The sequence below is a fragment of the Pseudomonas sp. 67(2021) genome, assembly GCF_017491835.1.
Taxonomy (GTDB): domain Bacteria; phylum Pseudomonadota; class Gammaproteobacteria; order Pseudomonadales; family Pseudomonadaceae; genus Aquipseudomonas; species Aquipseudomonas atacamensis.
Genome location: NZ_JAFGYL010000001.1, coordinates 565,255 through 591,573 on the forward strand (window position 1 = coordinate 565,255; position 26,319 = coordinate 591,573).

The following is a 26,319-nucleotide window of genomic DNA, read 5'->3' on the forward strand; positions in this document are numbered from 1 at the left end:
GTTTAAAGCGTTGGATCGCGACTGTTATCTCAGCCTTCGATCTCGATGAGGATTTCGCCCGGGTTGACCCGGTCGCCCTTGGCCACATGAATCGCGGCAACCTTGCCGGCAATGGCGGCCTGGACTTCGGTTTCCATCTTCATCGCTTCGGTGATCAGTACCGCCTGGCCAGCCTTGACGGTGTCGCCCTCCTTGACCAGCACATCGACGATGTTGCCCGGCATGGTGGTGCTGACATGGCCTGGTGCCGAGGCCTGTTTGCGTTTGCTGCTGCCGCCGCCAACGAATTCGTTGAGCGGTTCGAACACCACTTCTTCCGGCATGCCGTCGATGGACAGATAGAAGTGGCGCTTGCCTTCAGCCTTGACGCCGACACCGGTGATATCGACGCGATAGGTTTCGCCGTGGACGTCGATGACGAACTCGGTCGGCACGCCTTCGCCGCCCGCCGAAGCAACGGCGCCCGCTTCCGGGATTGGCAACAGCACTTCCGGCGTGAGGGTGCCGGCGGCACGCTCTTCGAGGAACTTGCGGCCGATGTCCGGGAACATGGCGAAGGTCAGTACGTCTTCTTCGGACTTGGCCAGTGCACCGATATCGGCACGCAGCTTGGTCATTTCCGGCTTGAGCAGATCGGCCGGGCGCACGTCGATGACGTCTTCGCTGCCGATCGCCTGACGGCGCAGTTTTTCATTGACCACGCCCGGTGCCTTGCCGTAGCCGCCCTGCAGATACAGCTTCACTTCGTTGGTGATGGTCTTGTAGCGCTCGCCGGCCAGTACGTTGAAAAATGCCTGGGTGCCGACGATCTGCGAGGTTGGAGTCACCAGCGGCGGGAAGCCAAGGTCTTCACGCACGCGCGGGATTTCTGCGAGCACTTCGCTCATGCGGTTCAGAGCGCCCTGCTCTTTCAACTGGTTGGCGAGGTTGGAAATCATCCCGCCCGGCACCTGGTTGACCTGCACACGGGTGTCGACCGCGGTGAATTCGCTTTCGAACTGGTGGTACTTCTTGCGCACGGCATAGAAGTACAGGCCGATTTCCTGGAGCAGCTCCAGATTCAGGCCGGTGTCGTACTCGGTGCCCTTGAGCGCAGCGACCATCGATTCGGTGCCCGGGTGGCTGGTGCCCGAGGCGAAGCTGGAGATCGCGGTGTCGATGTGGTCGGCACCGTTTTCGATCGCCTTGAGCTGGCACATGGCGGCCAGGCCAGCGGTGTCGTGGGAGTGGATGAACACCGGCAGCGACTGCTCGGCTTTCAACGCGCGCACCAGTTCACCGGTGGCGTATGGAGTCAGCAGACCGGCCATGTCCTTGATCGCCACCGAGTCGCAGCCCATGGATTCCATTTGCTTGGCCTGGGTGACGAAAGCCTCGATGGTGTGCACCGGGCTGGTGGTGTAGGCGATGGTGCCTTGCGCATGTTTGCCGGCAGCCTTCACTGCTTCAATGGCAACACGCAGGTTACGCACATCGTTCATCGCATCGAAAATGCGGAACACGTCGATGCCGTTCACCGCTGCTTTGGCGACGAAGGCTTTGACCACGTCGTCGCTGTAATGGCGATAGCCGAGCAGATTCTGCCCGCGCAGGAGCATTTGCAGGCGGGTATTGGGCAGCGCCGCACGCAGTTGGCGCAGGCGCTCCCACGGGTCTTCCTTGAGAAAGCGCACACAGGCGTCGAACGTCGCGCCGCCCCAGCATTCCAGCGACCAGTAGCCGACCTTGTCGAGCTTGTCGCAGATCGGCAGCATGTCTTCGGTGCGCATGCGGGTGGCGAGCAGCGATTGGTGAGCGTCGCGCAGGATGGTGTCGGTAACGAAGATCTTCTTAGTCATTGGTATCTCCTCATAGCGGCAAGCTTCAAGCTACGAGCAGCAAGAAAAAGCCAATCTGCTTTTACTTGCCGCTTGCAGCTGAAAGCTCGCAGCTGCTTCATTCATAGGCCTGCGTGGGCGGCGATGGCGGCGGCGATGGCCAGGGCCAGCTCTTCGGGTTTGCGCTTGATCGAGTAGTTGGTCAGTTCCGGGTGGCTTTCAACGAAGCTGGTGTTGAACTGGCCGCTACGGAATTCCGGGTTGCGCAGGATTTCCTGGTAGTACGCGGCGGTGGTCTTCACGCCCTGCAGACGCATGTCGTCCAGCGCCCGCAGACCACGGTCCATCGCCTCTTCCCAAGTCAGCGCCCAGACCACCAGTTTCAGGCACATCGAGTCGTAGAACGGCGGAATGGTGTAGCCGGTGTAGATTGCCGTGTCGGTGCGCACGCCCGGGCCGCCGGGGGCGTAGTAACGGGTGATCTTGCCGAAGCTTGGAAGGAAGTTGTTCTTCGGGTCTTCGGCGTTGATACGGAACTGCAACGCAAAGCCACGGTGCTGGATGTCTTCCTGCTTTACCGACAGTGGCAGGCCGGAAGCGATGCGAATCTGTTCGCGGACGATGTCGATGCCGGTGATTTCTTCGGTGATGGTGTGTTCCACCTGCACCCGCGTGTTCATTTCCATGAAGTACACCTCGCCCTCGGCGAGCAGGAACTCCACGGTGCCGGCGTTCTCGTAGCCCACAGCCTTGGCCGCACGCACCGACAGGTCGCCGATGTAGGCGCGCTGTTCCGGGGTCAGTTGCGGACTCGGCGCGATTTCGATCAGCTTCTGGTTGCGGCGCTGGATCGAGCAGTCACGCTCGAACAGATGCACGACGTTGCCGAAGCTGTCGCCAAGGATCTGCGCTTCGATGTGCTTGGGATTGACGATGCATTTTTCCAGGAACACTTCCGCCGAACCGAACGCCTTGGTGGCTTCGGAGATGACACGAGGGAAGTTCTGTTCGAGTTCTTCGCGGCTGTTGCAGCGACGGATACCGCGACCGCCACCACCGGAGGTGGCCTTGAGCATTACCGGGTAACCGATGCGGTCGCCCTCAACCAAGGCTTCTTCGATGCCGGAGACGTTGCCCTCGGTGCCGGGCGTCACCGGTACGCCGGCCTTGATCATGCTGCGCCGCGCTTCGGTCTTGTCGCCCATGCGCCGGATGACTTCCGCCGACGGGCCGATGAATTTGATGCCGCGCTCAGCGCAGATTTCCGCCAGCTCGGCGTTTTCCGACAGGAAACCGTAGCCGGGGTGCAGCGCATCGCAGCCGGTTTCCACGGCGAGGTTCACCAGCTTGCGCGGGTTCAGGTAACCGGCCAGTGGCTCGGCACCGACGCTGTGGGCCTCGTCCGCACGCTTTACATGCAAGGCATGGCGATCGGCATCGGAGAAAATCGCAACCGAGCGAATGCCCATTTCGGCGCAGGCTCGTACGATGCGTACGGCAATCTCACCACGGTTGGCGATCAGGATCTTTTTTATCACTTGGAGGTTCCCTTGAGCCGGTGGCACCACGACCTGCTGGAGCCAGGTCGACGCGTGACCAAATGTTTCAATTCAGTCGCAGGTCCACACTAGCGCTGCTGAGGGATTAACAAAAATGAATAAAAATTGGGTCAGCCATAAGTAAACACTTATAGTCGGAACATCCGTGTGCCGTGAGAGCCTGAATAAAATGCGTAAGTCATTGATGCGTATGACATTGCGTCAGTTGCAGATCTTCAATGAGGTGTGTGATTTACGCTCCTACAGCCGCGCCGCCGAGGAAATGTCCCTAACACAGCCGGCCGTCAGCCTACAGATTCGTCAGCTGGAAGAGCTGATTGGCCAGCCGCTGTTCGACTATGTCGGCAAAAAACTCTACATGACCGAGGCGGCGGAAGCGCTTCAGCGCGCCAGCCGCGACATTTTCGGGCGTCTGGAAAACCTCGACATGCAACTGTCGGACATGCAGGGTTCGCTGCAGGGTCAGCTGAAACTGGCAGTGGAATCGAGCGCGAAATATTTCGTGCCGCATTTGTTTGCTGCGTTCAAGCGCCAGCATCCGGAAGTCAATTTGCAGCTGACTGTGGTCAACCGTGGCCAGGTCATCCGCCGCCTCTCGGACAACCGCGATGATCTGGTGATCATGTCGATGGTGCCGCAGGACATGGGCCTGGAATTCCTGCCGTTCCTCAACAATCCGATTGTCGCCGTGGCGCGTCCGGATCACCCGCTGGCGCACATGGGCCCGTTGCGCTTGCAGGATCTGGAGCCGTATACGCTGCTGATCCGCGAGCCGGGTTCTGGCACGCGCCTGGCCTGCGAAGAATATTTCAAGGAAAAGCGCGTGCACTTCACTCAGACCCAGGAGGTAGCGTCCGCCGAAGCCCAGCGCGAATGCGTGGTGGCGGGTCTGGGCCTGGCGCTGCTGACGCGCCACGCCCTGAACCTGGAGCTGGCGACCGGCGGCCTGGTCGAGCTGCCGGTCGAGGAGTTGCCGCTGCTGCGCAGCTGGTGTCTGGTGCAGGCCAAAGCCAAGCGGCTGTCACCGGTGGCGCACGCCTTCCTGGCGTTTATCCGCAGCGAGCGGGCGCAGATTATTGCGATGGTTGAGCGTTTCGACGGGAAGCTGCGGGGGTCACCTGCCAGTGCGTGATCTCGGGAAAATCGCCGATCTCGGCCTGAAGCTGGCGAAGTTCGAAGCGATCTTCGATTGCGCGGCGAAATTCCATGCGGCGCTGGTCTTCCTGCTGACGACGGGTTTTCGCGGCGCTGTTGCGTTCTTCGTAGGGCTGAGCCATTTCGAGTCTCCCAGGGCGAGTACGAGAGTTTCACGATAGGCGTGGGGGATGACGGTTTGGCTGCGCGGGGATGACAATGTGATGAAATGTGCGCAGGGATGTGCTGTTGTTGAAGACGCTTTCGCGAGCAGGCTCGCTCCCACATTTGATTCCGTTATGACCCAGAATTTATGTTCTCAGGAGATCTCCTGTGGGAGCGAGCCTGCTCGCGAACAAGGTCGGAACGACCTTGCTCAATCATCCAGGGCTTTCACGGCTTTTGGAGACAAACGCAAACTGCGCAGACTGCGCTTCACGCTTTTGAGGTGATTGACCAGGCTCGGCCCGCGCGCCATGGCCACGCCCATTGCCAGCACGTCGATCACCACCAGGTGGGCGATTCGCGAGGTCAGCGGCGTGTAGATCTCGGTGTCTTCGTGCACATCGATCGCCAGATTGACGGTCGACAGTTCGGCCAACGGCGTCTGGCTCGGACACAGGGTGATCAACGACGCCCCGCTCTCGCGAACGAGGTTAGCGGTGATCAGCAAATCCTTGGAGCGCCCCGACTGGGAAATACAGATCGCCACATCGGTAGGCTTCAGCGTCACAGCCGACATCGCCTGCATGTGCGGGTCGGAGTACGCCGCCGCGGTCAGCAGCAACCGGAAGAACTTGTGCTGCGCATCCGCCGCCACCGCGCCCGAGGCACCGAAGCCGTAGAACTCGACACGTTGCGCCTGGGACATCAACGTCACCGCACGCTGCAACTCCACCGGGTCGAGCTTCTCGCGCACTTCCATCAGGGTGTGCAGCGTGGTGTCGAAAATCTTCAGGCTGTAGTCGGCGACGGAGTCATCTTCGTGGATCGCGAACTGGCCGAAGCTGGCGCCGGCGGCCAGGCTTTGCGCCAGTTTCAGTTTGAGATCCTGAAAGCCGGAACAACCGATGGCGCGGCAGAAGCGCACGATGGTCGGCTCGCTGATGCCGACGCTGTGAGCCAGGTCGGCCATGGAACTGTGCATCACTGCCGCAGGGTCAAGCAGCACGTGGTCGGCGACCTTGAGCTCCGACTTGCGTAACAGGTGACGTGACTGGGCAATGTGTTGCAGCAGATTCAAAGGGCTGGACTCTTCTTGTGGGCAAGGATGTAGCAAGCTTGTAGTTATACTACATGAATGGGCATTTTGCCTGCTCAATGCGTAACTCGATGTCCCGGCGTCAGGCACGCTGAGGAGCATGTAGCCCTTACTGCGGATTTTTCTGATCACGCAAAAGCACGGCCAGACAAGCAGCGTCTACCGGCCGGCTGATCAGATAACCCTGCACTTCGTCGCAGTGTTCGGCGCGCAGAAATGCCAGTTGATCCTCACGTTCGACGCCCTCGGCCACGACTTTCAGGGCCAGCCCGTGGGCCATGGCGATGATCGCGCGAGTGATCGCCGCGTCCGCACTGCCCTCGCTCAAGCCGCGAATGAACGCCTGATCGATCTTCACGTAATCCACCGGAATGCGCTTGAGATAACTCAACGACGAATACCCGGTACCGAAATCATCGATCGCCAGTTTCACGCCCAGATCGCGCAGCTGCTGGAACGTCGCAATGATGTGTTCGACGCTGTCGAGCAAATGACTTTCGGTCAGCTCCAGCTCGAGGCAGTGCGGCGCCAGCCCGGTTTCTTCAAGCACTTGCCGGACCAGACTGACCAGCTTGCCCTGGCGCAGCTGATGCACCGACAGGTTCACCGACACACGGATCGGCGCCAGGCCCTGGCGCTGCCATTCGCACGCTTGCCAGCACGCCTGACGCAAAACGAATTCGCCGATCGGCCCGATCAGACCGGTCTCTTCGGCCAGGCCAATGAAGTCCGCCGGCGGCACCTGGCCCATGCTCGGATGATCCCAGCGCACCAGCGCTTCAGCGGCATTCATGCGGCCGGTTTGCAGGCACAGTTTCGGTTGGTAGAACACCGTCAGTTGCTGTTCTTCAATGGCCCTGCGCAAGTGGTTTTCCAGCTGCAAACGCTCGAGTGTGCTGGCTTGCAGACTGTCGGTGAAGAACTGGAAATTGTTGCCGCCCAGATGTTTGGCATGCTGCATGGCCATGTTCGACTGGCTGACCAGCGCCGAGATCTCACGCGCGTTGTCCGGCAACAGGCTGATGCCCATCGAAGCGCTGACCACCAGTTCATGCCCGTCAACGCTCAGCGGCAAACGCAGCTTGGCCGACAACCGCGTCGCTACCCGTGCCAGGCTCGACAGATTGCCGTAGGCATCGAACAGCACGGCAAATTCGTCACCGGACAAGCGCGCAATGGTGTCGGCTTCCGGCAAGGCATTGACCAGCCGCCGGGCCATCTTCTGCAGGAGCTGATCGGCGACTTCATGGCCGAGACTGTCATTGAGCAATTTGAAGCGATCGAGATTGATGTGCAGCAACGCCAGACTGCGGCGCCCGCCCTGGCGCACGCGCTGATGGGCTTCGTGCAGGCGTTCGCGGAACAGCGAACGGTTGGCCAGGCCGGTGAGCTCGTCGTAATGGGTCAGATAGCGCAGGCGTTCTTCCGAGGCCCGCCGCGCCGAGAGATCGGCGAAGAAGCCGACGATGTGGCTGACATTGCCACGGCTATCACGCACGGCATTGAGTTGCAGCCACTGCGGATACAGCTCGCCGTTCTTGCGGGTTTCCACGAGTTCGCCCTGCCAACTGCCGTACTGCTCCAGCGCATGACGGATCGCCACATAGTGACGACGGGCATCGCGGCTGCACGGCAACTCGACGACGTTGCGCCCGAGCATGTCGTCGATCTCGTAGCCGGTGACCCGGCTGAAAGCCTGATTGATCGCGATCAACGCGTAATCCGGGTCGAGAATCACGATGCCTTCGCTGGCCGCTTCAAACACCGTCGCCGCCAGCCGCTGCTGCTCTTCAAGGCTTTTGCTGGCGCTGATATCGCGGCGAGTGCCGACCATGCGGATCACCCGGCCGTTGGCGCTGCGTTCTACGGCGCGGCCACGGTCCTCGATCCATACCCAATGGCCGTCGCCGTGGCGCAGGCGATATTCGACCTGATAATCCTCGGTGCGCCCCTTCAGATGCTCGACCAGGGCGAACTTGAGTGACGGCACATCTTCAGGATGCAGTCGTGGCTTGAGGTCGCGCAGCAGCGCCGTGACGTATTCCGGGGCGAGGCCGAACAGTTCCTGAATCTGCGTGTGATGGACCTCGTCGGTCTGCAGGTTCCAGTCCCACAATCCGAGCTCACTGGCCTTGAGCGCCAGCGCCAGGCGCGCTTCGCTTTTGCTCAGGGCCTGATTGGCGGCATCCAGTTCGCGGCTGCGCTGGGCCACGCGATCTTCGAGATCGACCTGCGCTTCACGCAACTGCGCCTCGGCACAGCGGCGCTGTTCGATCTCTTTGCCCAGCTCCTGATTGAGTTGTTCGCTGCGCGTCTGCGCTTGCTGCAAATGCTCGATCAGGTGCTGATTCTGGAAGCGCCGCAGCAATCCACGGTCGATCAATCGATTGACCTGCCATGCCACCACGCTCAGCGAACCGAGCAGGATCAGACCCAGCCAGCCCCAGCCCCGGGCCTGATCGTCGCCGCCCCAGAACAGGTAGCCGATCGCTGGCAGCAGGCACGGCAAGGTAAACGAGAGGAACGCCGGCAGGCTCACCGCGTAGGCGACGCTGGCCGACAGCGTTGCCGCGCCGATCAGGCCGAACACCCAGGCTTGCTGCATGAAGTTGTCAGCGGGTACCAGAGCGATGCCGGCTCCGGCCAGCGTCAGACCGGTCATGGTCGAACCGAGCAGGAACATGCGGAACCAGATCGGCTGGGCCTGACGATCGGGAATCGCCGAATCGAACGCGGCTACCTGAATCACCCGCAGCGCGACCAGCGACAGCAGCCACACCAGCCAGACGCTGACCACGAAGTAGCGCTGCGGGCTCCAGAGCAAAGCGGCGCAGACCAGACCATTGATCAACATGAACAGCGTGGGCAACAACGAGCCCTGATACAGCAGACGCTTGCGCTCCACCGCCATTTCGACGGCATAGTGCTTGCGGATCACCCGGGGGTCCACGGAGGGCCCCGACAGTTCGGCGCTGAGGATCATGGGCAACGTTCTTGTTCTTATTAGGAGGGCGTGCGCCCGAAACGTGCACGGAGCATACACAAGCCGATCCCGATGCCAAACTGCTACGGATCACTATTGCAGGGAAATTTTCCGCCGCTTGCGCACCGCTGCAACCCCTCAGGCGAGACGGGCCGAAGCCTGCAGCCAGTGACCGACCGGTCGTCATCGGCAGCACTTTCATCGGCTAATGCAACGCACGGTTTGCCCGGGCCTGCGGCGCACCCTAGAATGCCCCGATGCGCGATGATCTCTCCCTTCTGCTGAACTCCCTCAACGATGCCCAACGCCAGGCCGTAGCAGCCCCCGTTGGCCGTCAGTTGGTCCTGGCCGGCGCCGGTTCCGGTAAAACCCGAGTGCTGGTGCACCGTATCGCCTGGTTGATCCAGGTCGAAAACGCCTCGCCTCACTCCATCCTGTCGGTGACCTTCACCAACAAGGCCGCTGCCGAGATGCGCCATCGCATCGAGCAGTTGCTGGGCATCAACCCGGCCGGCATGTGGGTCGGCACCTTCCACGGCCTCGCGCACCGCTTGCTGCGGGCTCACTGGCAGGAAGCGGGCCTGAGCCAGACCTTCCAGATTCTCGACAGCGATGACCAGCAGCGTCTGGTCAAGCGGGTGATCCGCGAGCTCGGTCTGGACGAGCAACGCTGGCCGGCGCGTCAGGCGCAGTGGTTCATCAACGGCCAGAAAGACGAAGGTCTGCGGCCGCAACACATTCAGGCCAGCGGCGACCTGTTCCTGGCCACCATGCGCGGCATCTACGAAGCCTACGAGGCGGCGTGCCTGCGGGCTGGCGTGATCGATTTCTCCGAACTGCTGCTGCGCGCGCTCGATCTGTGGCGCGATCACCCCGGCCTGCTGGCGCACTACCAAAAGCGCTTCCGGCACATTCTGGTCGACGAGTTCCAGGACACCAACGCCGTGCAGTACGCCTGGTTGCGCCTGCTCGGCAAGGGCGGCGACAGCCTGATGGTGGTCGGCGACGACGACCAGTCGATTTACGGCTGGCGCGGGGCGAAGATCGAGAACATCCATCAGTACTCTTCCGACTTCCCGGACTCCGAAACGATTCGCCTGGAGCAGAACTACCGATCCACTGCCGGCATCCTCAAAGCCGCCAACGCGCTGATCGCCAACAACACCGGGCGTCTCGGTAAAGAGCTGTGGACCGACGGTGGCGACGGCGAAGCGATCAACCTGTACGCCGCGTTCAACGAGCATGACGAAGCGCGCTACGTGGTGGAAACCATCGAAAGCGCGCTGAAAACCGGTCTGGCCCGTAGCGATATCGCCATTCTGTACCGCTCCAACGCCCAGTCGCGGGTGCTTGAAGAAGCCCTGCTGCGCGAGCGCATCCCGTACCGCATCTATGGCGGTCAGCGCTTCTTCGAACGCGCGGAAATCAAGAACGCCATGGCGTATCTGCGTTTGCTTGAGGGTCGCGGCAACGACGCGGCGCTGGAGCGGGTGATCAACGTGCCGGCGCGGGGCATCGGCGAGAAAACCGTCGAAGCGATTCGCGAGCATGCGCGACACAGCGACGTGTCGATGTGGGAAGCGATGCGCCTACTGGTGGCCAACAAAGGCCTGACCGGTCGCGCCGCGAGTGCGCTCGGTGCGTTCATCGAACTGATCGAGAACCTCGCCGCCAAGTGCGCCGAGATGCCGCTGCACCTGATGACGCAAACCGTCATCGAGCAGTCCGGTCTGATCGCTTATCACGAAGCGGAAAAAGGTGAGAAAGGCCAGGCCCGGGTAGAAAACCTTGAGGAACTGGTCAGCGCCGCACGCAACTTCGAGAACACCGAAGAGGACGAAGAACTGACGCCACTGGCGGCCTTCCTCGGCCACGCTTCGCTGGAGGCCGGCGACACTCAGGCCGACGAGCACGAAGACAGCGTTCAGCTGATGACCCTGCACAGCGCCAAAGGCCTGGAATTCCCTTACGTGTTCCTCGTGGGCATGGAAGAAGGCCTGTTCCCGCACAAAATGAGCCTGGAAGAACCGGGGCGTCTTGAAGAGGAACGGCGTCTGGCTTACGTCGGTATCACCCGGGCGATGCAGAATCTGGTCATGACCTACGCGGAAACCCGGCGCCTGTACGGCAGCGAAACCTACAACAAGGTGTCGCGTTTCGTCCGCGAAGTGCCGAAAGGCCTGATTCAGGAAGTGCGCCTGTCCAATAGCGTCAGCCGACCGTTCGGCGGCAACCAGTCGATGAGCGGCAGCAGCCTGTTCAGCGGCAGCGAGATTCCGGAAACCGGTTTTGTGCTCGGTCAGGCCGTACGTCACTCGATCTTCGGCGAGGGCGTGATCCTCAACTTCGAAGGCTCCGGCGCCCAGGCCCGGGTGCAGGTGAACTTCAGCGAAGGCAGCAAGTGGCTGATGCTCGGCTATGCCAAGCTGGAAGCGATCTAACCACCGGCACTGAACCCATGTGGGAGCGAGCCTGCTCGCTCCCGCAGGTTATGCGACGCAAGTACATCAATCCCTCTGAACCTATCGCCTTTTCCTACAGACAAAAGTACATCGGCTGATTGCCTCGCCAAGCTGAACGCGACCTGTCAGGCAAAAGCCCGAAACACTCTCTCGCTAGCCAGTAACACTTCAGCTGTGCAACATGGCGCGCGTGTCTCCACAAAACGGGAATACCCTTTATGAAACGTTTTCTTAGCATCGCCATGGCGTTGTGCATCGGCCTGACGATGAGCCTCGACGCCAACGCCAAGCGCTTTGGTGGTGGCAAAAGCGCCGGCGCTGCGCCGACGCACCAGACCAGCCAGATGGCTCCTTCTTCTCCAGGCGTGGGCGGCGCAGCAGCGACCGCTGGCGCTGCCGGTGCTGCTGGCGCCGCAGCCAAGGCCGGCGGTGCGTCGCGCTGGCTCGGCCCGCTGGCGGGCATCGCCGCCGGTGGCCTGCTCGCGTCGATGTTCATGGGCGACGGCTTCCAGGGCATGCAGATCTTCGACATCCTGATCATGGCCCTGATCGCGTTCGTGATCTTCCGCTTCATCGCCGCCCGTCGTCGCAAGCAGCAGGAGCAATTCGCTCCGGCCGGCGCGCCGATGCAGCGTGAAGTGTTCGAGCAGAAGCCTGCCGCCATGGGTTCGATCTTCGGTGGTTCGGCCGCTCCGGCTGCTGCCCGTCCGGTGATCAATGCACCGGCCTGGTTCAACGAAGAGCGCTTCCTTGAAGCCGCGCGCAGCCACTTCCAGTCGCTGCAGCAGCACTGGGACGCCAACGAAATGGACAAGATCGCCGAGTTCGTGACCCCGCAAATGCTTGAGTTCCTCAAGCGTGAGCGTGCGGATCTGGGTGACGGCTTCCAGTCGACCTACATCGACAACCTGCAGGTGCAGCTGGACGGCGTCGACGATCGTGCCGACAAGACCATCGCCACCCTGACCTTCACCGGCGTGTCGAAAACCTCGCGTTTCGACCAGGGCGAAGTGTTCAGCGAAAGCTGGAACATGGAACGTCCGCAGGGCGACAACCAGCCTTGGCTGGTCGCCGGTATCCGCCAGAACGGCTGATCCCTGCTGCGCTTCACTTGCAGTAACAGAACCCCGGCCTCGGCCGGGGTTTTTCATTTCACGGTTGCATCTATGGCGAGCTACTGTATAAACCGGCCCATATAAACCGCGCCATTCAAGCAAGAGGATCCCGGACGTGGAAGAAATCATCGAACAACTGCGCGAAGCCAACGAACCCGTGCCGGTTCCATTGGAATTGCCAGACGAAGACCAATTGGTGGAGATCGAAGAAGAACTCTTCATCAACATTCCGTTCGTCTTCAAAGAGTTTTTGCTGACCGTCAGCGACGTGGTCTATGGCAGCCTCGAGCCGGTGACCGTCACCGACCCGCAATCGCACACCTATCTGCCGGACGTTGCCGCCAATGCCTGGGACGCCGGCGTGCCGCGTGACCTGATCCCGATCTGCCAGGACGGCGACGACTACTACTGCGTTGAAGAAGACGGCACCGTGGTGCTGTGGTCCGGCGAAGAAGAGCTGATCACCGAAGAATCATGGGAATCGGTGTGGCACTGGGCGCGGGACGTCTGGCTGGAAAGCTGATCCGCCACACGCCCCGGCAGGTCAATGCCCCGACGACTCCTTGTGGTTGTCGAGGGTTTCCAGCAAGGCCACCTGCATCCGCGTATGCACGCGGATGAACCAGCGCCACAGCAGCGCCGCCACGGCGGCCGCGACGACGGCGATCAGCACCAGCAGCTTGTTGGTCGGCAGGATACTGGCCGACAAGGCTGCCAACAGCAGGAAAATCACCAGCAGCGAGAGAATCGGGATCACTTCGGCGATCACCCGGCGCACTCGCTGCGTGTGACGCCCGGCCATCTCCGGCTTGACGCCCATTTCCGCCAGCAGCATCGACAGCGCCTTGAGCTTGCGGTAAGCGGCAATCAGGAACGGTAGCGAGACCAGCAACGCACCGCCCCAAATGAGAGCCTTCTGCCAGCTCGGATCGCTAATCCAGTCCTGCAGCCACAACGACATGCGCTCGGCGAAGTATGCGCCGGCAAAGAAGATCGCAATCACCAGCGCCAGATTGACCCCGACCTGCAACAGGATCCGCCGGATCATCGACGCCAGCAGCGCACCCTCGCCCTGCGGTTGAATACTGCGCAACCATTCGCCATACATGCCGAGCACCCGCCCGAGCCGCTTGGGCACAGCGGCCGAGAGCTTGATCGACAGCGGATCCGCCGCGCGAATCAGGTACGGCGTCAGCAGCGTGGTGATCACCGACACGGCCACAGCGACCGGATAGAGGAAGTTGCTGGTCACCTGCAAGGTCATGCCCAACGCGGCGATGATGAAGGAAAATTCGCCAATCTGTGACAGACCCATGCCTACCCGCAGTGAGGTCCGTCCGTCGTTGCCAGCGATAAACGCACCGAGGCCGCAGGACAACATCTTGCCCAGCACCACGGCCACGGTGATTACCGCAATCGGCCAGGCGTATTCGATGAGAATCAGCGGATCGAGCATCAGCCCGATGGCGACGAAAAAGATTGCGCTGAACAGGTCGCGAACCGGCTCGACCAGCCGTTCGATTTTCAGCAATTGCCGCGACTCGGCCATGATCGCGCCGATCAGGAAAGCGCCGAGCACCATGCTGTATTCAAGCTTGACCACCAGCAGGCAGAAGCCGAAACACAGGCCGAGTACGGTGATCAGCAGCATCTCGTTGCTTTCGAATTTCGCCACATAAGCCAGCAGACGCGGCACCAACAGAATGCCGATGACCAGCGCGACGATCATGAACAGCGACAGCTTGCCGACCGTGGAAAACACTTCCCCCGAGCTCACCGTGCCGCTGACGGCGATGCTCGACAGCAGCGCGATGATGCCGATGCCAAGGATGTCCTCGACAATCAGCACACCGAAGATCAACTGCGCAAAGCGCTCGTTCTTCATCTTCAGGTCATTCAGCGCTTTGACGATGATGGTGGTGGAGGAGATCGCCAGAATCGCGCCGAGGAACAGCGAATCCATGGTGTTCCAGTCGAACCAGCGGCCGATTTCGTAACCGATCCAGATCATCAGGATAATTTCGAGAAACGCGGCAATGAATGCCGTTGCCCCAACCTTGAACAACTTGCGCAGGCTGAACTCCAGGCCGAGGCAGAACATCAGGAAGATCACCCCGAGTTCGGCCAGGATCTTGATGGTTTCTTCGTCGTGAATCAGGCCGAACGGCGGCGTATGCGGGCCGATGATGAAGCCGGCGACGATGTAGCCGAGCACCACCGGTTGCTTGAAACGATGAAACAACACGGTTACCACGCCCGCGACCAGCATGATCACTGCCAGATCCTGAATGAAACTGATGGCATGCATGGCGTGGGCTCCTTGATGACAAGGCGCGCGGACAGACGTCAGACGTTCTGCGCGAGCAGGGTAAAAATCCGCTTTTAATGTAGGAATTGCCCTTGGGCAGGGCTTTTGCAGGTTAACACCGCGACTTCGCTCTGGAAGCCGGTGCAATATATGGAAACAGATCGCTACCGGCGTGACGGCGGCCCGCCGCGCGGCGTCCCGATAACGGTGCTTTTTGAAAAGCCACCAGGTGCCCGCAGAGGCGCTTCCTGCAATCAGCCTTGATCCGTGAGAACGTTATGGAACCCGGAAACGCCCAGCTGTCGATGACGGTACTAATGACCCCCGACATGGCCAACTTCTCTGGCAATGTCCACGGCGGCACCCTGCTCAAATACCTCGACGAAGTGGCCTACGCCTGCGCCAGCCGTTATGCCGGGCGCTACGTGGTGACCCTGTCGGTGGATCAGGTGATTTTCCGCGAGCCGATTCATGTCGGCGAACTGGTGACGTTCCTCGCCTCGGTCAACTACACCGGCAACACGTCGATGGAAGTTGGCATCAAAGTGGTCACCGAAAACATCCGCGAACGCTCGGTGCGCCACACCAACAGCTGTTTCTTCACCATGGTCGCGGTGGATGATCAGCGCAAACCGGCCGCCGTGCCACCGCTGCAACCGCAGAACAGCGAAGACAAGCGCCGCTTCATGCAGGCGCAGCAGCGCCGACAGATTCGTCAGGAACTGGAGAAGCGTTATCAGGAGATCAAGGGCGACGCCTGATCAGCCTTGATTGATGTTGCCTGACAAATGGCTTTCGCGAGCAGGCTCGCTCCCACATTTGGAATGCATTCTTCCTGTGGGAGCGAGCCTGCTCGCGAATAAAGACGACCCGGTCTCAGAGACTGATCGCGGTAGCCTCGAACTTCACCCGCGGATGCGCAATGCGATCCTGCGCCCGCACCAGTTGCAGCTCGTAACTGGCGCACGCCTGGGTTTCCAGCAACACCTCATGCACCGCCGCTGCGGTGAATTCGAATGCCGCCAGCAGGCTGTCGCCCAGCAGCACCCGCGCCAGGAACAGACCAGAGGTCAGATCGCCGACGCCCACTGGCTGACGTGGAAACGCCAGCAACGGACGGCGCAGATGCCAGCTGCCCTCGGCGGTCACCAACAACATTTCGAAGCCATCCGCCGGTTTGCCCGGATAATCCAGATGCTTGACCAGTACCGCTTTCGGTCCGCGCGCCAGCAGCGCCCGTGCCATCGCCAGGCAATCGAACAGCGACTGCGGCTTGCGCCCGGAAAAACTGTCCAGCTCCAGCTGGTTCGGGCACATGATGTCCGCCACGGCCGCGGCCTCATCAAGAAGGAAATCGCTGACCTCGGTGGGCACGCTGCAACCCTTTTCCGGATGACCCATGACCGGATCACACAGGTACAGCATCTTCGGATTGACCGCTTTGATCCGCGCCACACCGCTGAGAATCGCCCGTCCCTGCGCGGCGCTGCCGAGGTAACCGGAGAGCACCGCGTCGCAGTTGCCCAGCTCGCCAATTGCGGCGATGCCTTCGATCAGCTCGGGAATCTGCTGCGGCGCCAGCACTTCCCCGGCCCACTGACCATACTGGGTGTGGTTGGAAAACTGCACGGTGTTGAGCGGCCAGGCGTTGACCCCGACGCGCTGCATCGGAAAAACCGCAGCGCTGTTGCCGGCGTGGCCAAACACCACGTGGGACTGGATGGCGAGCAGATGAGGCGTACGTTTCATTCGGGTCATTCCGTAAAACGATTGAAATTCAAGCCGCGCAGTATGCGACGAAACACAGCCTGTACGACAGACCGGCGAGACAGTTAAGCTGACGCCATCATTTGGAGTTCGATGTAGATGCTGACCCTGGAAAACATCTTCGTGCTGATGCTGTTCGCCGCCGCTGGTGCCTGGCTATGGCACAACCACGGCTTGCGCGAGCGCGCGCTGGAGCGGGTCAAGCAGCATTGCACCAATGTTGGCGTTGAACTGCTGGACGGTAACGTCGCGCTGAAAAAAATCGGTCTGATCAGGGATGCCAACGGTCGCCGGCGACTGGCGCGGGTCTACAACTTCGAGTTCACCGTGACCGGCGAAAGCCGCCACAACGGCACCGTCACCCAGTTCGGCGCGCACAGTGCGCAGATTGAACTGGCGCCCTACCCGGCGCCGTTCGACGATACGCCGCCGGTGGTCGAAGTCCACAAGCCTCGCGCCGAAGTCATCGAGCTGAGCCAGTGGCGCCAGGAACATACCAAGTGGAAGCCCTGAGCTGACTCACTGAATCCGGCATTCAGCCAAACCGGCTTGCAGCTGTTCGATATTCTGCGGTTCGGCGAAGATCAGCTCGATTCTTGAGTCTTTTCGCCATTCGCTGGCTTGCCAACTCAGCTCGGCATGCTCCAGCGCATTGCCCGAAACCCAGCCATCCGTGCTGTGGATAACCAGTTTCGCCCGCTTCCAGTCCAGCGCGCTCAGCCAATCGGCGATGCGTGCTTGATCAAATACCTGCCGCGGATGCCAGCGCCAACCGATGCTCCACCCACCCTCCTGCGCCTGACTCAGGCAAATCGGTTCGGCCGTATCGCTCCAGACCGCTGGCAGCTGTGCCAATCCAGTCGGCAGCGGCAGATGCCCTGCGCCTTCGTTTGCTTTTGCTTTCAGACCCGGCAGCTCGCTCAGAGGCAGTTGCGCTTGCTGCGTCCAGATCAGCCTGACGGGCGGCAACTGGCTGGCGATTTTCTCTCGAACCGCTTCATCGAGATCTTCGGCCTTGTTCAACAACAGCAAACCCGCGCTGGCCAACGCTTGCTGCTGAGCGTCCGGCAGGGTTCTACCCGCGTGCAGTGCCTGAGCGTCCAGAACCAGCACACATGGCTGAACCGCCAGCACGCCCAGCCACGGCGCCTCGTTCAATTGCTTGAGCAACTGCGCCGGATGGCCCAGCCCGGATGGCTCGATAAACAGTCGATCCGGTCTGGCCTTGCGCAGCAGGCGGCCGAGGCCGATCTGGAATGGCGCGCCATTGACGCAACACAGGCAGCCCCCGGCCACCTCACCCAGTGCGATACCATCGGCGTCATTCGTCAGCAATGCAGCATCCAGACCGATCTGGCCGAACTCGTTGATCAGCACCGCCCAGCGCTCGTCCGCAGGCCGTTGCGCCAGCAACTGGCGAATCAGGCTGGTCTTGCCGGCGCCCAACGGGCCGGCGATGACGTGGGTCGGAATGTTCTGCAACATGGCGGGTACTTTCTGCGGACAGTTATTGAGGTGATTGAAGATGCGCTGGTCGGGATGGTCGTTGCTGTTGGCGCTGCTGTCGAGTGAAGCGTGGGCTCAGGCCTGCGTGGTGCACACACAGGGCGAACGGCTCGACGTCAAAGTCTGTCAGCAGAACCGGACGATTCCGCAGAAATTGTTCAATGACGGCTTCTGCCAACCGACGCTGGCCGGGCAGAAGGTCGAGGTGCAATACGTCGACCAGTGCCCCAGCGGTGCTTTCGGCGTGTGCAGCAACGCGCAAGTCGCCAATATGCCCTATCGCCAGGATATCCACTATTACGGCGTGGCCACTGATGCGGCGTATCTCAAGCCGTATTGCGAAGGCCAGAGCCAGGGCGCCTGGCGCAAGCCCTGATGTGTCAGCCGAGCCAGTCGAGGGTCAGCAGCAGACGGCGTTCACCGGGTGCCGGTTGCGGCGAACGATGGATCAGGCCGAAGCCTTCATTGCCGTGCCATTTTTCGCCTTTGAGCAGCGCGACGTCGCCGCTGTTGAGCTGACGAATCGACGCTGCACCTTGCGGTTCGGCATTGGCCTGGCCAAGTTGCAGGCGATCCATCGCGCCCTCCTCAAGCCATTGGCTGCCGATGCCAGCGTAAGTAGTGATCAAGCGCACCGGCACGTGATCGACGTGGAAGCGCGGACACATGGCCTTGTCCAGCACACGCAAACGCACGCCGATACGCCGCGCCCCCAGCAGGCAGGCGAAGGCACTGATCAGCCATTTAAGATCGCTCATGAAACCTTCGAAACCTTGCAGATCACGCAGCCCTGCAGCGAGACCGGCGAGATCCGGTTCGGCATCTTCGTCGGGCAATTCCAGACACAGCGACTCGGCCAAGGGCTCGTTGAGTGACAGCACCAATTGCGCAAAATCGGCAATGTGCACGGGCAGCTGACGTTGCCAGACGGCGAGATTGGTCTGGTCTTCCAGGATTCGCGTCAACGTTTCCGGGGTCACGCCCTGGTGCTGATGACGGGTAAGCAGCGGCTGATCTTGGAGTGCGAGCATCAGGCGGCCTCTTCGTGCCAAGGACCGAATGGATCAGGCAGCGAACGCCAGCCTTCTACACCCATGGCCATTTCTTCGTCGGTCAGCAGACAGGCATCGAGTTCGGCGGAGAGCTGTAGGAAATCTATGTTCTGACCGATGAAAACCAGCTCCTGGCGGCAATCTCCTACGCTTGGAATCCAGTTTCCCATGATCGCCTGGGCGCTTTCCTGATCTTCGGGCCATTGATTCTTTGGCACGAAACGCCACCAGCGACCGGCGAATCCATGCCGCATCAAGCCGCCTGCCTGGGACCAGCTACCGGCATCGGTGGGTTTGCTGGCGAGCCAGAAGAAGCCTTTGGAGCGCAGCAGCTTGCCGTTCAGCCAAGGCCGATCGATGAAGCTGAAGAAGCGTTGCGGGTGAAATGGCCGGCGCGCGCGGTAGGCCGTCGAGGCGATGCCGTATTCCTGTGTCTCCGGGACGTGCTCACCGCGCAATTCCTGTAGCCATCCGGGCGCTTGTGCGGCCTGATCGAAATCGAAACGACCGGTGTTGAGGATTTTTTCCAGTGGGATTTCGCCCATCACCATCGGAATGATTTCAGCCTGGGCATTGAGGCGCTTGAGGATGGCGGTGAGTTCTTCACGCTCGTGCTGGCTGATCAGGTCGATTTTGCTGATCAGCAGGACGTCGGCAAACTCGATCTGCTCGATCAACAGATCGGTGATGGAGCGCTCGTCTTCTTCACCGAGAATCTCGCCGCTAGAGGCGAGGCTTTCGGCCGCCTGGTAATCGAGCAGGAAATTCACACCGTCGACCACGGTGACCATGGTATCGAGGCGAGCAATGTCGGCGAGGCTTTGCCCCTGTTCATCGCGGAAGGTGAAGGTTTCAGCGACCGGAAGCGGTTCGGAAATACCGGTGGATTCGATCAGCAAATAATCGAAACGATCCTCGCGAGCAAGTTTGCTGACTTCTTCCAGTAAATCTTCACGTAACGTACAGCAGATACAGCCATTGCTCATTTCGATGAGTTTTTCCTCAGCGCGGTTCAGGCTGACATCGCGCTGGACTTCACTGCCATCGATGTTGATCTCGCTCATATCGTTGACGATCACCGCAACGCGCAAGCCGTCTCGGTTACGTAGTACGTAATTCAAAAGTGTACTTTTTCCGGCACCGAGAAATCCTGAAAGTACGGTTACGGGTAATTTGGCTGACACTGGATAATCCTCATAAAAGGCAGCCGATTTACGCTTTTAGGTGTGCGCTTGGCGTGTTGCGCTTCATTTAACCGGGTCAAAGAAGGCATACGATTGTGATCGGCAGCTCAGGCTGGTTGCGATTTATGTTATAGTATAACAACTTGATTTTGCCAGTCCGGCAGAGGAGATTCCGCAAATTGCTGCACCACCGATCGTGGAAACTCGCAATGAACAAGGGGTTGAAATGCCTGCTTTTGAGCTTTGCCATGTCGCTGGCCAGCCAAGCACAGGCGCACATGCCGGGGCCGGCGCACTGCACACGCAGTGCTAATCTGCTGGCGTGTGTAGACGTCGACGGCAATGCCTATAGCGTCAATACGGTAGGCACCACGCTTTACCTGCGCGGATTCGAGAAGGACGGCCATCGCTATTGGGCGCAGACCAACAGCCGCTTCGGCCAATTAACCTTTTTTACCGGCATTGCCTCCGATGGCGAGGCGTGGGTTGGCTATACCCGCCGTGTCGGTTGGACAACCATCAACCGCTTCTCCAGCTCGGGAGGGAGCAGCGCAAGGTTCACTTGCAGCCGGATGACGGGCTGCTAGTGAAATCCTTTTCATGAAAAAAGCATCGCTGAATGGATTGTTATAATGTAACGTAAATAGAGATCAATACGACGGTCTCAATCATGAATGCTCTTACTCTCCCGGATATCGCCGCCCAATCTGCACGCTTGGCACTGCCCCTCGACTGGGTAGGCATGCGTGGGATTGCTCTACCCGTTGTGCTTGAAGGCCAATGCCTCAGCGCCAGAGTCGACGCTGGCGTGAGTCTCGATGATGGTGAAGCGCGTGGTATTCACATGTCGCGCTTGTATCTGGCACTCGAAACCCTCGAACAGCGAAGCCTTTCTCCCGCTTTGCTGCATCAGGTACTCAAGTGTTTTCTGACAAGCCATCAAGGTCTATCCGCCTGCGCGTATCTGAATATTCACACCGAATTGTTGCTGAAACGACCCGCGTTGGTCAGCCCCTTGGCCGGCTGGAAATCCTATCCGGCGTCCATTTCAGCGAGCCTGAAACAGCAAATGTTCCACGTGGAACTAAAAATTGAACTGCCCTATTCCTCGACGTGCCCATGCTCCGCAGCCTTGGCAAGGCAATTGATCCAGCAGCAATTCGTCGACGATTTCGCCAACAAGGCTCTGCAACACGCAGATGTTTTGGCATGGCTTGGCTCAACCAAAGGGATCGTAGCCACTCCGCACAGCCAGCGCAGCTATGCGCAACTGCACCTGCATCTCGACAATTTCATCGACGAGCTACCGCTGACCGCGATCATCAATGACGCTGAAGCAGCCCTCGGCACCGCCGTGCAGACCGCAGTAAAGCGCCCCGACGAGCAAGCCTTCGCACTCGCCAATGGGCAAAACCTTATGTTCTGTGAAGACGCCGCGCGCCGCCTCAATCTGGCACTGCAGCGCACGCCCGGCATCAACCAATTCCACATCCGCGTGATCCACGCCGAAAGCCTGCATGCCCATGACGCCGTCGCCGAAAGCAGCTGGCGACGGGAGCAAAAATGATCCGCTGCCAATCCTTGGTATGGGGCGCACCCGGCCAACCGCTGACGACGCCTTTGAGTCTTGAGTTCGAAAGCGCCAGCCTGACCGCAATCATCGGCGCCAACGGCTGCGGCAAAAGCAGTCTGCTGAAAGTCATCGCCGGTTTGCAGAAGCCTTTGGCCGGCAAGGTGGAAATGGCTGTTCCACGCCAAAGCGGCATTTCCTTTCTGCCGCAACAGCAACATTTGGATCGGCAGTTTCCAATCAGCCTCGAAGAGCTCATCGCCGCAGGTTTCTGGGGCCGTCGGCTCTCGACACAGCTGCGCACGCAGCGACTGAAAAACGCATTGGAAGACTGGCATCTGAGTGGACTCGAACAGCGCCCGTTGATGGCCCTGTCCGGCGGTGAGCTACAACGTGCCCTGCTCGCGCGACTGAGCCTTGCTGACGCCCCGGTGCTGTTGCTGGACGAACCGCACGCCGCACTCGACGAACTCGGCCAGCAATTGCTCTGGCAGCACATTCACCACTGGCACGCCGAAGGCCGGACACTGCTTGTGGTCTGCCATGACCTGGCGGCTGTCCGCCAACACATTCCGCATACCCTGCTGATCAAAAACGGCCACTGCGTGTACGGAACCAGCAGAGAACTGATCCAGCCAACACCGCACATGCAGGTCGCCTGATGCTCGCCACCGTCAGCCATTTCTGGCAGCCGTTCAGCGAATTCGTGTTCATGCGCCGCGCCCTGCTCGGTGGTCTGGTGCTGGCGTGCAGCACGGCGCCCTTGGGTGTTTTTTTGATTCTTAGACGTATGAGCTTGATCGGTGACGCCGTCGCGCACGGCATTCTCCCTGGTGCAGCGCTGGGATTCTGGTTTGCCGGTTTGAGTCTTCCCGCACTCACCCTCGGTGGCTTGGGAGCCGGTCTGAGCATGGCCGGACTTGCAGCCTGGATAACCCGGCGTACGGGTTTGCGCGAGGACGCCAGTCTCGCCGCGATCTATCCGATCTCACTGGCCAGCGGTGTTTTGATCCTTGGCATCGCCGGCAAGCGCCTCGACCTTCTGCACTTGCTGTTCGGCTCAGCGTTGGCCGTAGACGGGCCGACACTGACCGGCATGCTGTGGGTCTCGGCGGTCAGCCTCATGGCGATGGCGGCGATCTACAAACCTCTGCTGCTGGACACACTGGACCCATTGTTCTTGCGCACGGTCAGTCGCCTCGGGCCGCTGGCTCATGGCGTGTTCCTGACTCTGGTCGTGCTGAATCTGGTGATCGGCTTTCAGGCCATCGGCGCACTGATGGTAGTCGGCCTGATGATGCTTCCGGCTGCTGCGTCGAGATTTTGGAGTCGCCGCCTACCGCTACTGATTGCCGTCGCCGCGGTCATGGGCTGCGTGTCTGTGTGGCTCGGCTTGCTGCTGTCGTTCTACTACTCGCTGCCCAGCGGCCCGGCCATCGTGCTGGTCGCGGGGGTCGGCTATCTGCTGTCGGTGGTGTTCGGACCGGTTCACGGTTTGCTGCGCCGCCCGCCTTTGCTCACATCCCAATGAGGTGTTTCCCGATGCGCGCTCTACTCGTGCTGTTCAGCCTGATGCTGTCGATGTCATTGTCAGCCGCCGAAAAACTGCCGGTGGTCACCAGCTTCAGCATCCTTGCCGACATGGTTCATCAGGTCGGCGGCGAGCACGTTCAGATTACCAACATGGTCGGCGCGGATGCCGATGCGCATACCTACGAGCCGACCCCGGACGATGCCAAGGCGTTGCTCAAAGCCAAAGTGATCATCAAGAACGGCCTCGGTTTCGAGCCTTGGCTGGATCGCCTGGTGACCAGCACCGACAGTAAGGCAACGGTGATCAGTGCCAGTCGCGGGGTGATTCCACGTTCGCTCGATGAGGACGGCGAAACCGTTCCCGATCCACACGCTTGGCACAATCTGGCGAACGCCGAGTTGTACGTCGCCAACATCACCAAAGCGCTGATCGCCGCCGATCCGGGCAACAGGGCTGACTACGAGCGCAACAGCCAGACCTACCTCAAGCAGATCTACGCCCTGCTCGCCGAAGCCAAAAACAAACTCAGCGCGCTGCCGCCGGGCAATCGCAAGATCGTCACCAGCCACGATGCCTTTGGCTATCTAGGTCAGGCCTATGGCATCGACTTTATCGCGCCACAGGGTTTGTCCACCGAACGCGAACCCTCTGCCGCCGAAGTGGCTGCACTGATCACGCAGATTCGCCAGGCCAAGGTCAAAGCGGTGTTCATGGAAAACATCAAGGACGCGCGCCTGCTCAAGCAGATCGCGGATGAAAGCGGCGCGCACATTGGCGGCACGCTGTATTCGGATGCACTGGCGGCGCGTGGACCGGCGAGCACCTTTACCGGGCTGTTCGAATACAACCTCAATACGCTGTACAAGGCGTTGAGTCAGCCATGACTTGAGGTGCACTTCCGATCTATTCGCGAGCAGGCTCGCTCCCACAGTTGGAATGGCTTCCAACTGTGGGCGTCGCAGAGGGTTCAAGCGCGGGGTTTTACCGTGCCGCAATCCTGACCCAGCCACACGGCACGGGTTTCCAGACTACCCTTCTGGTTGATACCGATGGCGTTGAAGGTGCCATTGGCAACGGTGGTGAATTCGCGGTCACTGAGGAATGTCGCGACGCCGGTGCCTTGGGCTTTCGGGCAGCTGAAGCGGAATTTCCACTGGTTGCCGGTGCGCTCGGTGATCTGTTGCTTGCAGCCCGATTGCGGATCGGCCAGCGGGATGTCGTTGGTCGCGACCTGCTGCGGCGTCAGGCAAGCGCGGATCCCTTTGCCGCCGATGTTGATGCCGTTCTTCTCCAGCGCAGCGCGCTGCTGCGGGGTGATCTGGCCTTGAATCTGGCCAAGGATCGATTGCACATCCATGGCCTGATCATCGACCTTCAGATTGCTCGAAGACATTTCCCACAACCCCGGCTGCAGCATTTGCGCCTGCGCAACCACCGGCAATGCCAAACCCAGGCCCAGCGCCAAACCCAGCAGACGAACGTTCATCGAGAAACTCCTGATCAGTTGTGGCCGTTAGACGCCGGCCGGTTGCGTCGGTTCATGCACCGATTAAATAGAGACATTCGCCGCAGAACATGGTCTGTTAAGCATTGCATCTCACGGAGCAAGGCTGCCCCATGGATTTTTTCGGACCGCACATTTTCGGTTACCTGATCGCCCTGTTGCACACACTCGGTTCGATCGCTGCGATCCATGCGGTGCTCACCGTGCGCACTGCGCAAGGCTCGATCGCTTGGGCATTGTCGCTGATCTTCATTCCCTACCTCACGCTTATTCCATATCTGGTATTTGGTCGCAGCACCTTCGATGGCTACATCAAGGCGCGGCGCCAGGCCAACGAGCAGATGCGCCTGGCCATTTCCGAATTGAACTGGCGCCCGTGGGTGGAAGAAGCCCTCGCCGCTCGCGCGTCGAGTGCCTACGCCTCACTGCGCGCAATGCCGAAACTGGGTCGCATGCCGTGCCTGGCGAACAACGAGGTGCAACTGCTGGTGAACGGCACCGCGACTTTCGATGCGATTTTTCAGGCGATCGCACAAGCGAAGGAAGCCGTGCTGATCCAGTTCTTCATCATCCACGATGATCGGCTGGGCCAGCGTTTGCGTGATCTGCTTTTGCAGAAAGCCGCCGAAGGCGTGTCCATTCATTTGCTCTACGACCGCATCGGCAGCCATGCCCTGCCCCATCATTACGTGCAGGCGCTGCGTGATGCCGGCGTCGAGGTCAAAGCCTTTGCCACGCGCAGCGGCTGGCTCAACCGCTTTCAGGTCAACTTCCGCAACCACCGCAAAATCGTTGTGGTTGATGGCGTAGTCGGCTTTGTCGGCGGGCATAACGTCGGCGATGAATACATGGGTGAGAAGCCACCATTGGCGCCGTGGCGTGACACCCACGTCAAAGTCCGCGGGCCGGTGGTGGCCTGCATGCAGGAATCGTTCGCCGAAGATTGGTTCTGGGCTGCTCGTACTCTGCCGCCGTTGATCCTTCCAGATGCGTATCCGGAGGATGGCGTGCTTTGCCAATTGCTCGCCAGCGGCCCGGCGGATGCCTACGAAACCTGCTCGCTGTTTTTCGTCGAAGCCATTCACGCAGCAACGCAACGGGTCTGGATTACCAGCCCTTACTTCGTCCCGGACGAAGCGGTGTTCGCGGCATTGAGGCTGGCGGTGTTGCGTGGTGTCGATGTGCGCCTGCTGTTGCCGTCGCGGCCTGATCATCGCATCGTTTATGCCGCCTCCAGCCTGTATGCCTTCGAGGCGGTGCGTGCCGGCGTGCGGGTGTTCCGCTATCGCCCAGGTTTCCTGCATCAGAAAGTGGTGCTGATCGACAGCGAAATCAGCGCCATCGGCAGCGCCAATCTGGACAATCGCTCGTTTCGCCTGAATTTCGAAGTGATGTTGCTGACCGTCGACAGCGAGTTCGCCGCCGCCGTGGAACATATGCTCAATGACGATTTCGCCCAAGCCGATGAGGTGGCCAAAGAAGAAAGCCGGGAGATCCACCGCCTGCAACAGGTCGGCATGCGGATCGCCCGGCTGATTTCGCCGATACTCTGAGCGCCCCGTT

At 60.4% G+C, this 26,319-nt stretch carries 24 protein-coding genes; 13 read left to right on the forward strand and 11 right to left on the reverse strand.

What is annotated here, in order from left to right; translation table 11 throughout:
* Nucleotides 1–29: 29 nt before the first annotated feature.
* Complete coding sequence (gene oadA / locus J5M66_RS02580) at nucleotides 30–1,838, reverse strand: sodium-extruding oxaloacetate decarboxylase subunit alpha (protein ID WP_207807596.1); 1,809 nt, start codon at nucleotides 1,836–1,838, stop codon at nucleotides 30–32.
* Between the two features lie 101 nt (nucleotides 1,839–1,939).
* Complete coding sequence (locus J5M66_RS02585; protein WP_024014853.1) at nucleotides 1,940–3,355, reverse strand: acetyl-CoA carboxylase biotin carboxylase subunit; 1,416 nt, start codon at nucleotides 3,353–3,355, stop codon at nucleotides 1,940–1,942.
* Nucleotides 3,356–3,545: 190 nt separating this feature from the next.
* Here J5M66_RS02585 and J5M66_RS02590 point away from each other — a divergent pair, with 190 nt between their 5' ends.
* A complete protein-coding gene (locus J5M66_RS02590) occupies nucleotides 3,546–4,508 on the forward strand; it encodes a LysR family transcriptional regulator (protein ID WP_016772452.1) in 963 nt (320 codons plus the stop codon).
* On the opposite strand, the gene J5M66_RS02595 is transcribed toward J5M66_RS02590, so the two are convergent.
* The 3 genes from J5M66_RS02595 to J5M66_RS02605 form a co-directional block, all read right to left on the reverse strand.
* A complete protein-coding gene (locus tag J5M66_RS02595) occupies nucleotides 4,450–4,653 on the reverse strand; it encodes a hypothetical protein (RefSeq protein WP_122698749.1) in 204 nt (67 codons plus the stop codon). The two genes, J5M66_RS02590 and J5M66_RS02595, sit on opposite strands and share 59 nt — an antisense overlap.
* A gap of 233 nt (nucleotides 4,654–4,886) precedes the next feature.
* Nucleotides 4,887–5,753, reverse strand: coding sequence for a transcriptional regulator HexR (hexR, locus tag J5M66_RS02600; RefSeq protein WP_007962240.1), 867 nt, complete (start codon nucleotides 5,751–5,753; stop codon nucleotides 4,887–4,889).
* Between the two features lie 127 nt (nucleotides 5,754–5,880).
* Nucleotides 5,881–8,754 (reverse strand): GGDEF domain-containing phosphodiesterase, encoded by a 2,874-nt coding sequence (locus tag J5M66_RS02605; protein ID WP_207807597.1) that lies wholly within the window; start codon nucleotides 8,752–8,754, stop codon nucleotides 5,881–5,883.
* Between the two features lie 257 nt (nucleotides 8,755–9,011).
* Between J5M66_RS02605 and uvrD the strand changes: the two genes are divergently transcribed.
* The 3 genes from uvrD (at nucleotide 9,012) to J5M66_RS02620 (ending at nucleotide 12,854) form a co-directional block, all read left to right on the forward strand.
* On the forward strand, nucleotides 9,012–11,195 hold the full coding sequence (gene uvrD, locus J5M66_RS02610) for a DNA helicase II (RefSeq protein ID WP_016772450.1): 2,184 nt from the start codon (nucleotides 9,012–9,014) through the stop codon (nucleotides 11,193–11,195).
* A gap of 239 nt (nucleotides 11,196–11,434) precedes the next feature.
* Nucleotides 11,435–12,310 carry a Tim44 domain-containing protein gene (locus tag J5M66_RS02615; protein WP_016772449.1) on the forward strand — a complete coding sequence of 292 codons (876 nt, stop codon included), beginning with the start codon at nucleotides 11,435–11,437 and terminating at the stop codon, nucleotides 12,308–12,310.
* Between the two features lie 136 nt (nucleotides 12,311–12,446).
* Nucleotides 12,447–12,854 carry an SMI1/KNR4 family protein gene (locus J5M66_RS02620; RefSeq protein ID WP_007954245.1) on the forward strand — a complete coding sequence of 136 codons (408 nt, stop codon included), beginning with the start codon at nucleotides 12,447–12,449 and terminating at the stop codon, nucleotides 12,852–12,854.
* 21 nt (nucleotides 12,855–12,875) lie between these two features.
* On the opposite strand, the gene J5M66_RS02625 is transcribed toward J5M66_RS02620, so the two are convergent.
* Entirely contained in the window at nucleotides 12,876–14,639 is a 1,764-nt protein-coding gene (locus tag J5M66_RS02625) for a cation:proton antiporter (protein WP_123441883.1), read from the reverse strand.
* 278 nt (nucleotides 14,640–14,917) lie between these two features.
* On the opposite strand from J5M66_RS02625, the gene J5M66_RS02630 reads away from it, so the two are divergent.
* Complete coding sequence (locus J5M66_RS02630) at nucleotides 14,918–15,400, forward strand: acyl-CoA thioesterase (RefSeq protein WP_016772447.1); 483 nt, start codon at nucleotides 14,918–14,920, stop codon at nucleotides 15,398–15,400.
* A 115-nt stretch (nucleotides 15,401–15,515) separates the two neighbouring features.
* Here J5M66_RS02630 and pdxY read toward each other — a convergent pair whose 3' ends face one another.
* Nucleotides 15,516–16,388: a pyridoxal kinase PdxY gene (gene pdxY, locus J5M66_RS02635; protein ID WP_207807598.1), complete on the reverse strand. Its 873-nt coding sequence runs from the start codon at nucleotides 16,386–16,388 to the stop codon at nucleotides 15,516–15,518.
* A 117-nt stretch (nucleotides 16,389–16,505) separates the two neighbouring features.
* Here pdxY and J5M66_RS02640 point away from each other — a divergent pair, with 117 nt between their 5' ends.
* Complete coding sequence (locus tag J5M66_RS02640; RefSeq protein ID WP_038861179.1) at nucleotides 16,506–16,919, forward strand: DUF3301 domain-containing protein; 414 nt, start codon at nucleotides 16,506–16,508, stop codon at nucleotides 16,917–16,919.
* A 6-nt stretch (nucleotides 16,920–16,925) separates the two neighbouring features.
* On the opposite strand, the gene J5M66_RS02645 is transcribed toward J5M66_RS02640, so the two are convergent.
* Nucleotides 16,926–17,891, reverse strand: a complete 966-nt coding sequence (locus J5M66_RS02645) for a CobW family GTP-binding protein (protein WP_207807599.1) — start codon at nucleotides 17,889–17,891, stop codon at nucleotides 16,926–16,928.
* A 40-nt stretch (nucleotides 17,892–17,931) separates the two neighbouring features.
* On the opposite strand from J5M66_RS02645, the gene J5M66_RS02650 reads away from it, so the two are divergent.
* Entirely contained in the window at nucleotides 17,932–18,288 is a 357-nt protein-coding gene (locus J5M66_RS02650) for a hypothetical protein (protein ID WP_016772443.1), read from the forward strand.
* A gap of 4 nt (nucleotides 18,289–18,292) precedes the next feature.
* Here the strand turns inward: J5M66_RS02650 and J5M66_RS02655 are convergent, their stop codons facing one another.
* Together J5M66_RS02655 and zigA are read right to left on the reverse strand one after the other, a co-directional pair.
* The gene (locus J5M66_RS02655; protein ID WP_123441885.1) at nucleotides 18,293–18,943 is read right to left on the reverse strand and encodes a DUF1826 domain-containing protein; all 651 of its coding nucleotides are present in this window, start codon (nucleotides 18,941–18,943) and stop codon (nucleotides 18,293–18,295) included.
* A complete protein-coding gene (zigA, locus tag J5M66_RS02660) occupies nucleotides 18,943–20,148 on the reverse strand; it encodes a zinc metallochaperone GTPase ZigA (protein WP_207807600.1) in 1,206 nt (401 codons plus the stop codon). Before zigA ends, J5M66_RS02655 begins: the two co-directional genes overlap by 1 nt.
* 209 nt (nucleotides 20,149–20,357) lie before the next feature.
* On the opposite strand from zigA, the gene J5M66_RS02665 reads away from it, so the two are divergent.
* From J5M66_RS02665 to J5M66_RS02685, 5 genes are all read left to right on the forward strand, one after another.
* Nucleotides 20,358–20,735, forward strand: coding sequence for a glutamine synthetase (locus J5M66_RS02665; RefSeq protein ID WP_073470857.1), 378 nt, complete (start codon nucleotides 20,358–20,360; stop codon nucleotides 20,733–20,735).
* An 83-nt stretch (nucleotides 20,736–20,818) separates the two neighbouring features.
* Nucleotides 20,819–21,715: a GTP cyclohydrolase FolE2 gene (gene folE2, locus J5M66_RS02670; protein ID WP_123441888.1), complete on the forward strand. Its 897-nt coding sequence runs from the start codon at nucleotides 20,819–20,821 to the stop codon at nucleotides 21,713–21,715.
* Nucleotides 21,712–22,380, forward strand: coding sequence for an ATP-binding cassette domain-containing protein (locus J5M66_RS02675; protein WP_122698756.1), 669 nt, complete (start codon nucleotides 21,712–21,714; stop codon nucleotides 22,378–22,380). The genes folE2 and J5M66_RS02675 overlap by 4 nt, the downstream gene beginning before the upstream one ends.
* The gene (locus tag J5M66_RS02680) at nucleotides 22,380–23,249 is read left to right on the forward strand and encodes a metal ABC transporter permease (protein WP_123441889.1); all 870 of its coding nucleotides are present in this window, start codon (nucleotides 22,380–22,382) and stop codon (nucleotides 23,247–23,249) included. The genes J5M66_RS02675 and J5M66_RS02680 overlap by 1 nt, the downstream gene beginning before the upstream one ends.
* An 11-nt stretch (nucleotides 23,250–23,260) precedes the next feature.
* Nucleotides 23,261–24,136 (forward strand): metal ABC transporter substrate-binding protein, encoded by an 876-nt coding sequence (locus J5M66_RS02685; protein WP_207807601.1) that lies wholly within the window; start codon nucleotides 23,261–23,263, stop codon nucleotides 24,134–24,136.
* Nucleotides 24,137–24,219: 83 nt separating this feature from the next.
* Here J5M66_RS02685 and J5M66_RS02690 read toward each other — a convergent pair whose 3' ends face one another.
* Nucleotides 24,220–24,738: a DUF3617 domain-containing protein gene (locus J5M66_RS02690; protein ID WP_016772436.1), complete on the reverse strand. Its 519-nt coding sequence runs from the start codon at nucleotides 24,736–24,738 to the stop codon at nucleotides 24,220–24,222.
* A 131-nt stretch (nucleotides 24,739–24,869) separates the two neighbouring features.
* On the opposite strand from J5M66_RS02690, the gene cls reads away from it, so the two are divergent.
* On the forward strand, nucleotides 24,870–26,309 hold the full coding sequence (gene cls, locus J5M66_RS02695; protein ID WP_207807602.1) for a cardiolipin synthase: 1,440 nt from the start codon (nucleotides 24,870–24,872) through the stop codon (nucleotides 26,307–26,309).
* Nucleotides 26,310–26,319: the final 10 nt, after the last annotated feature.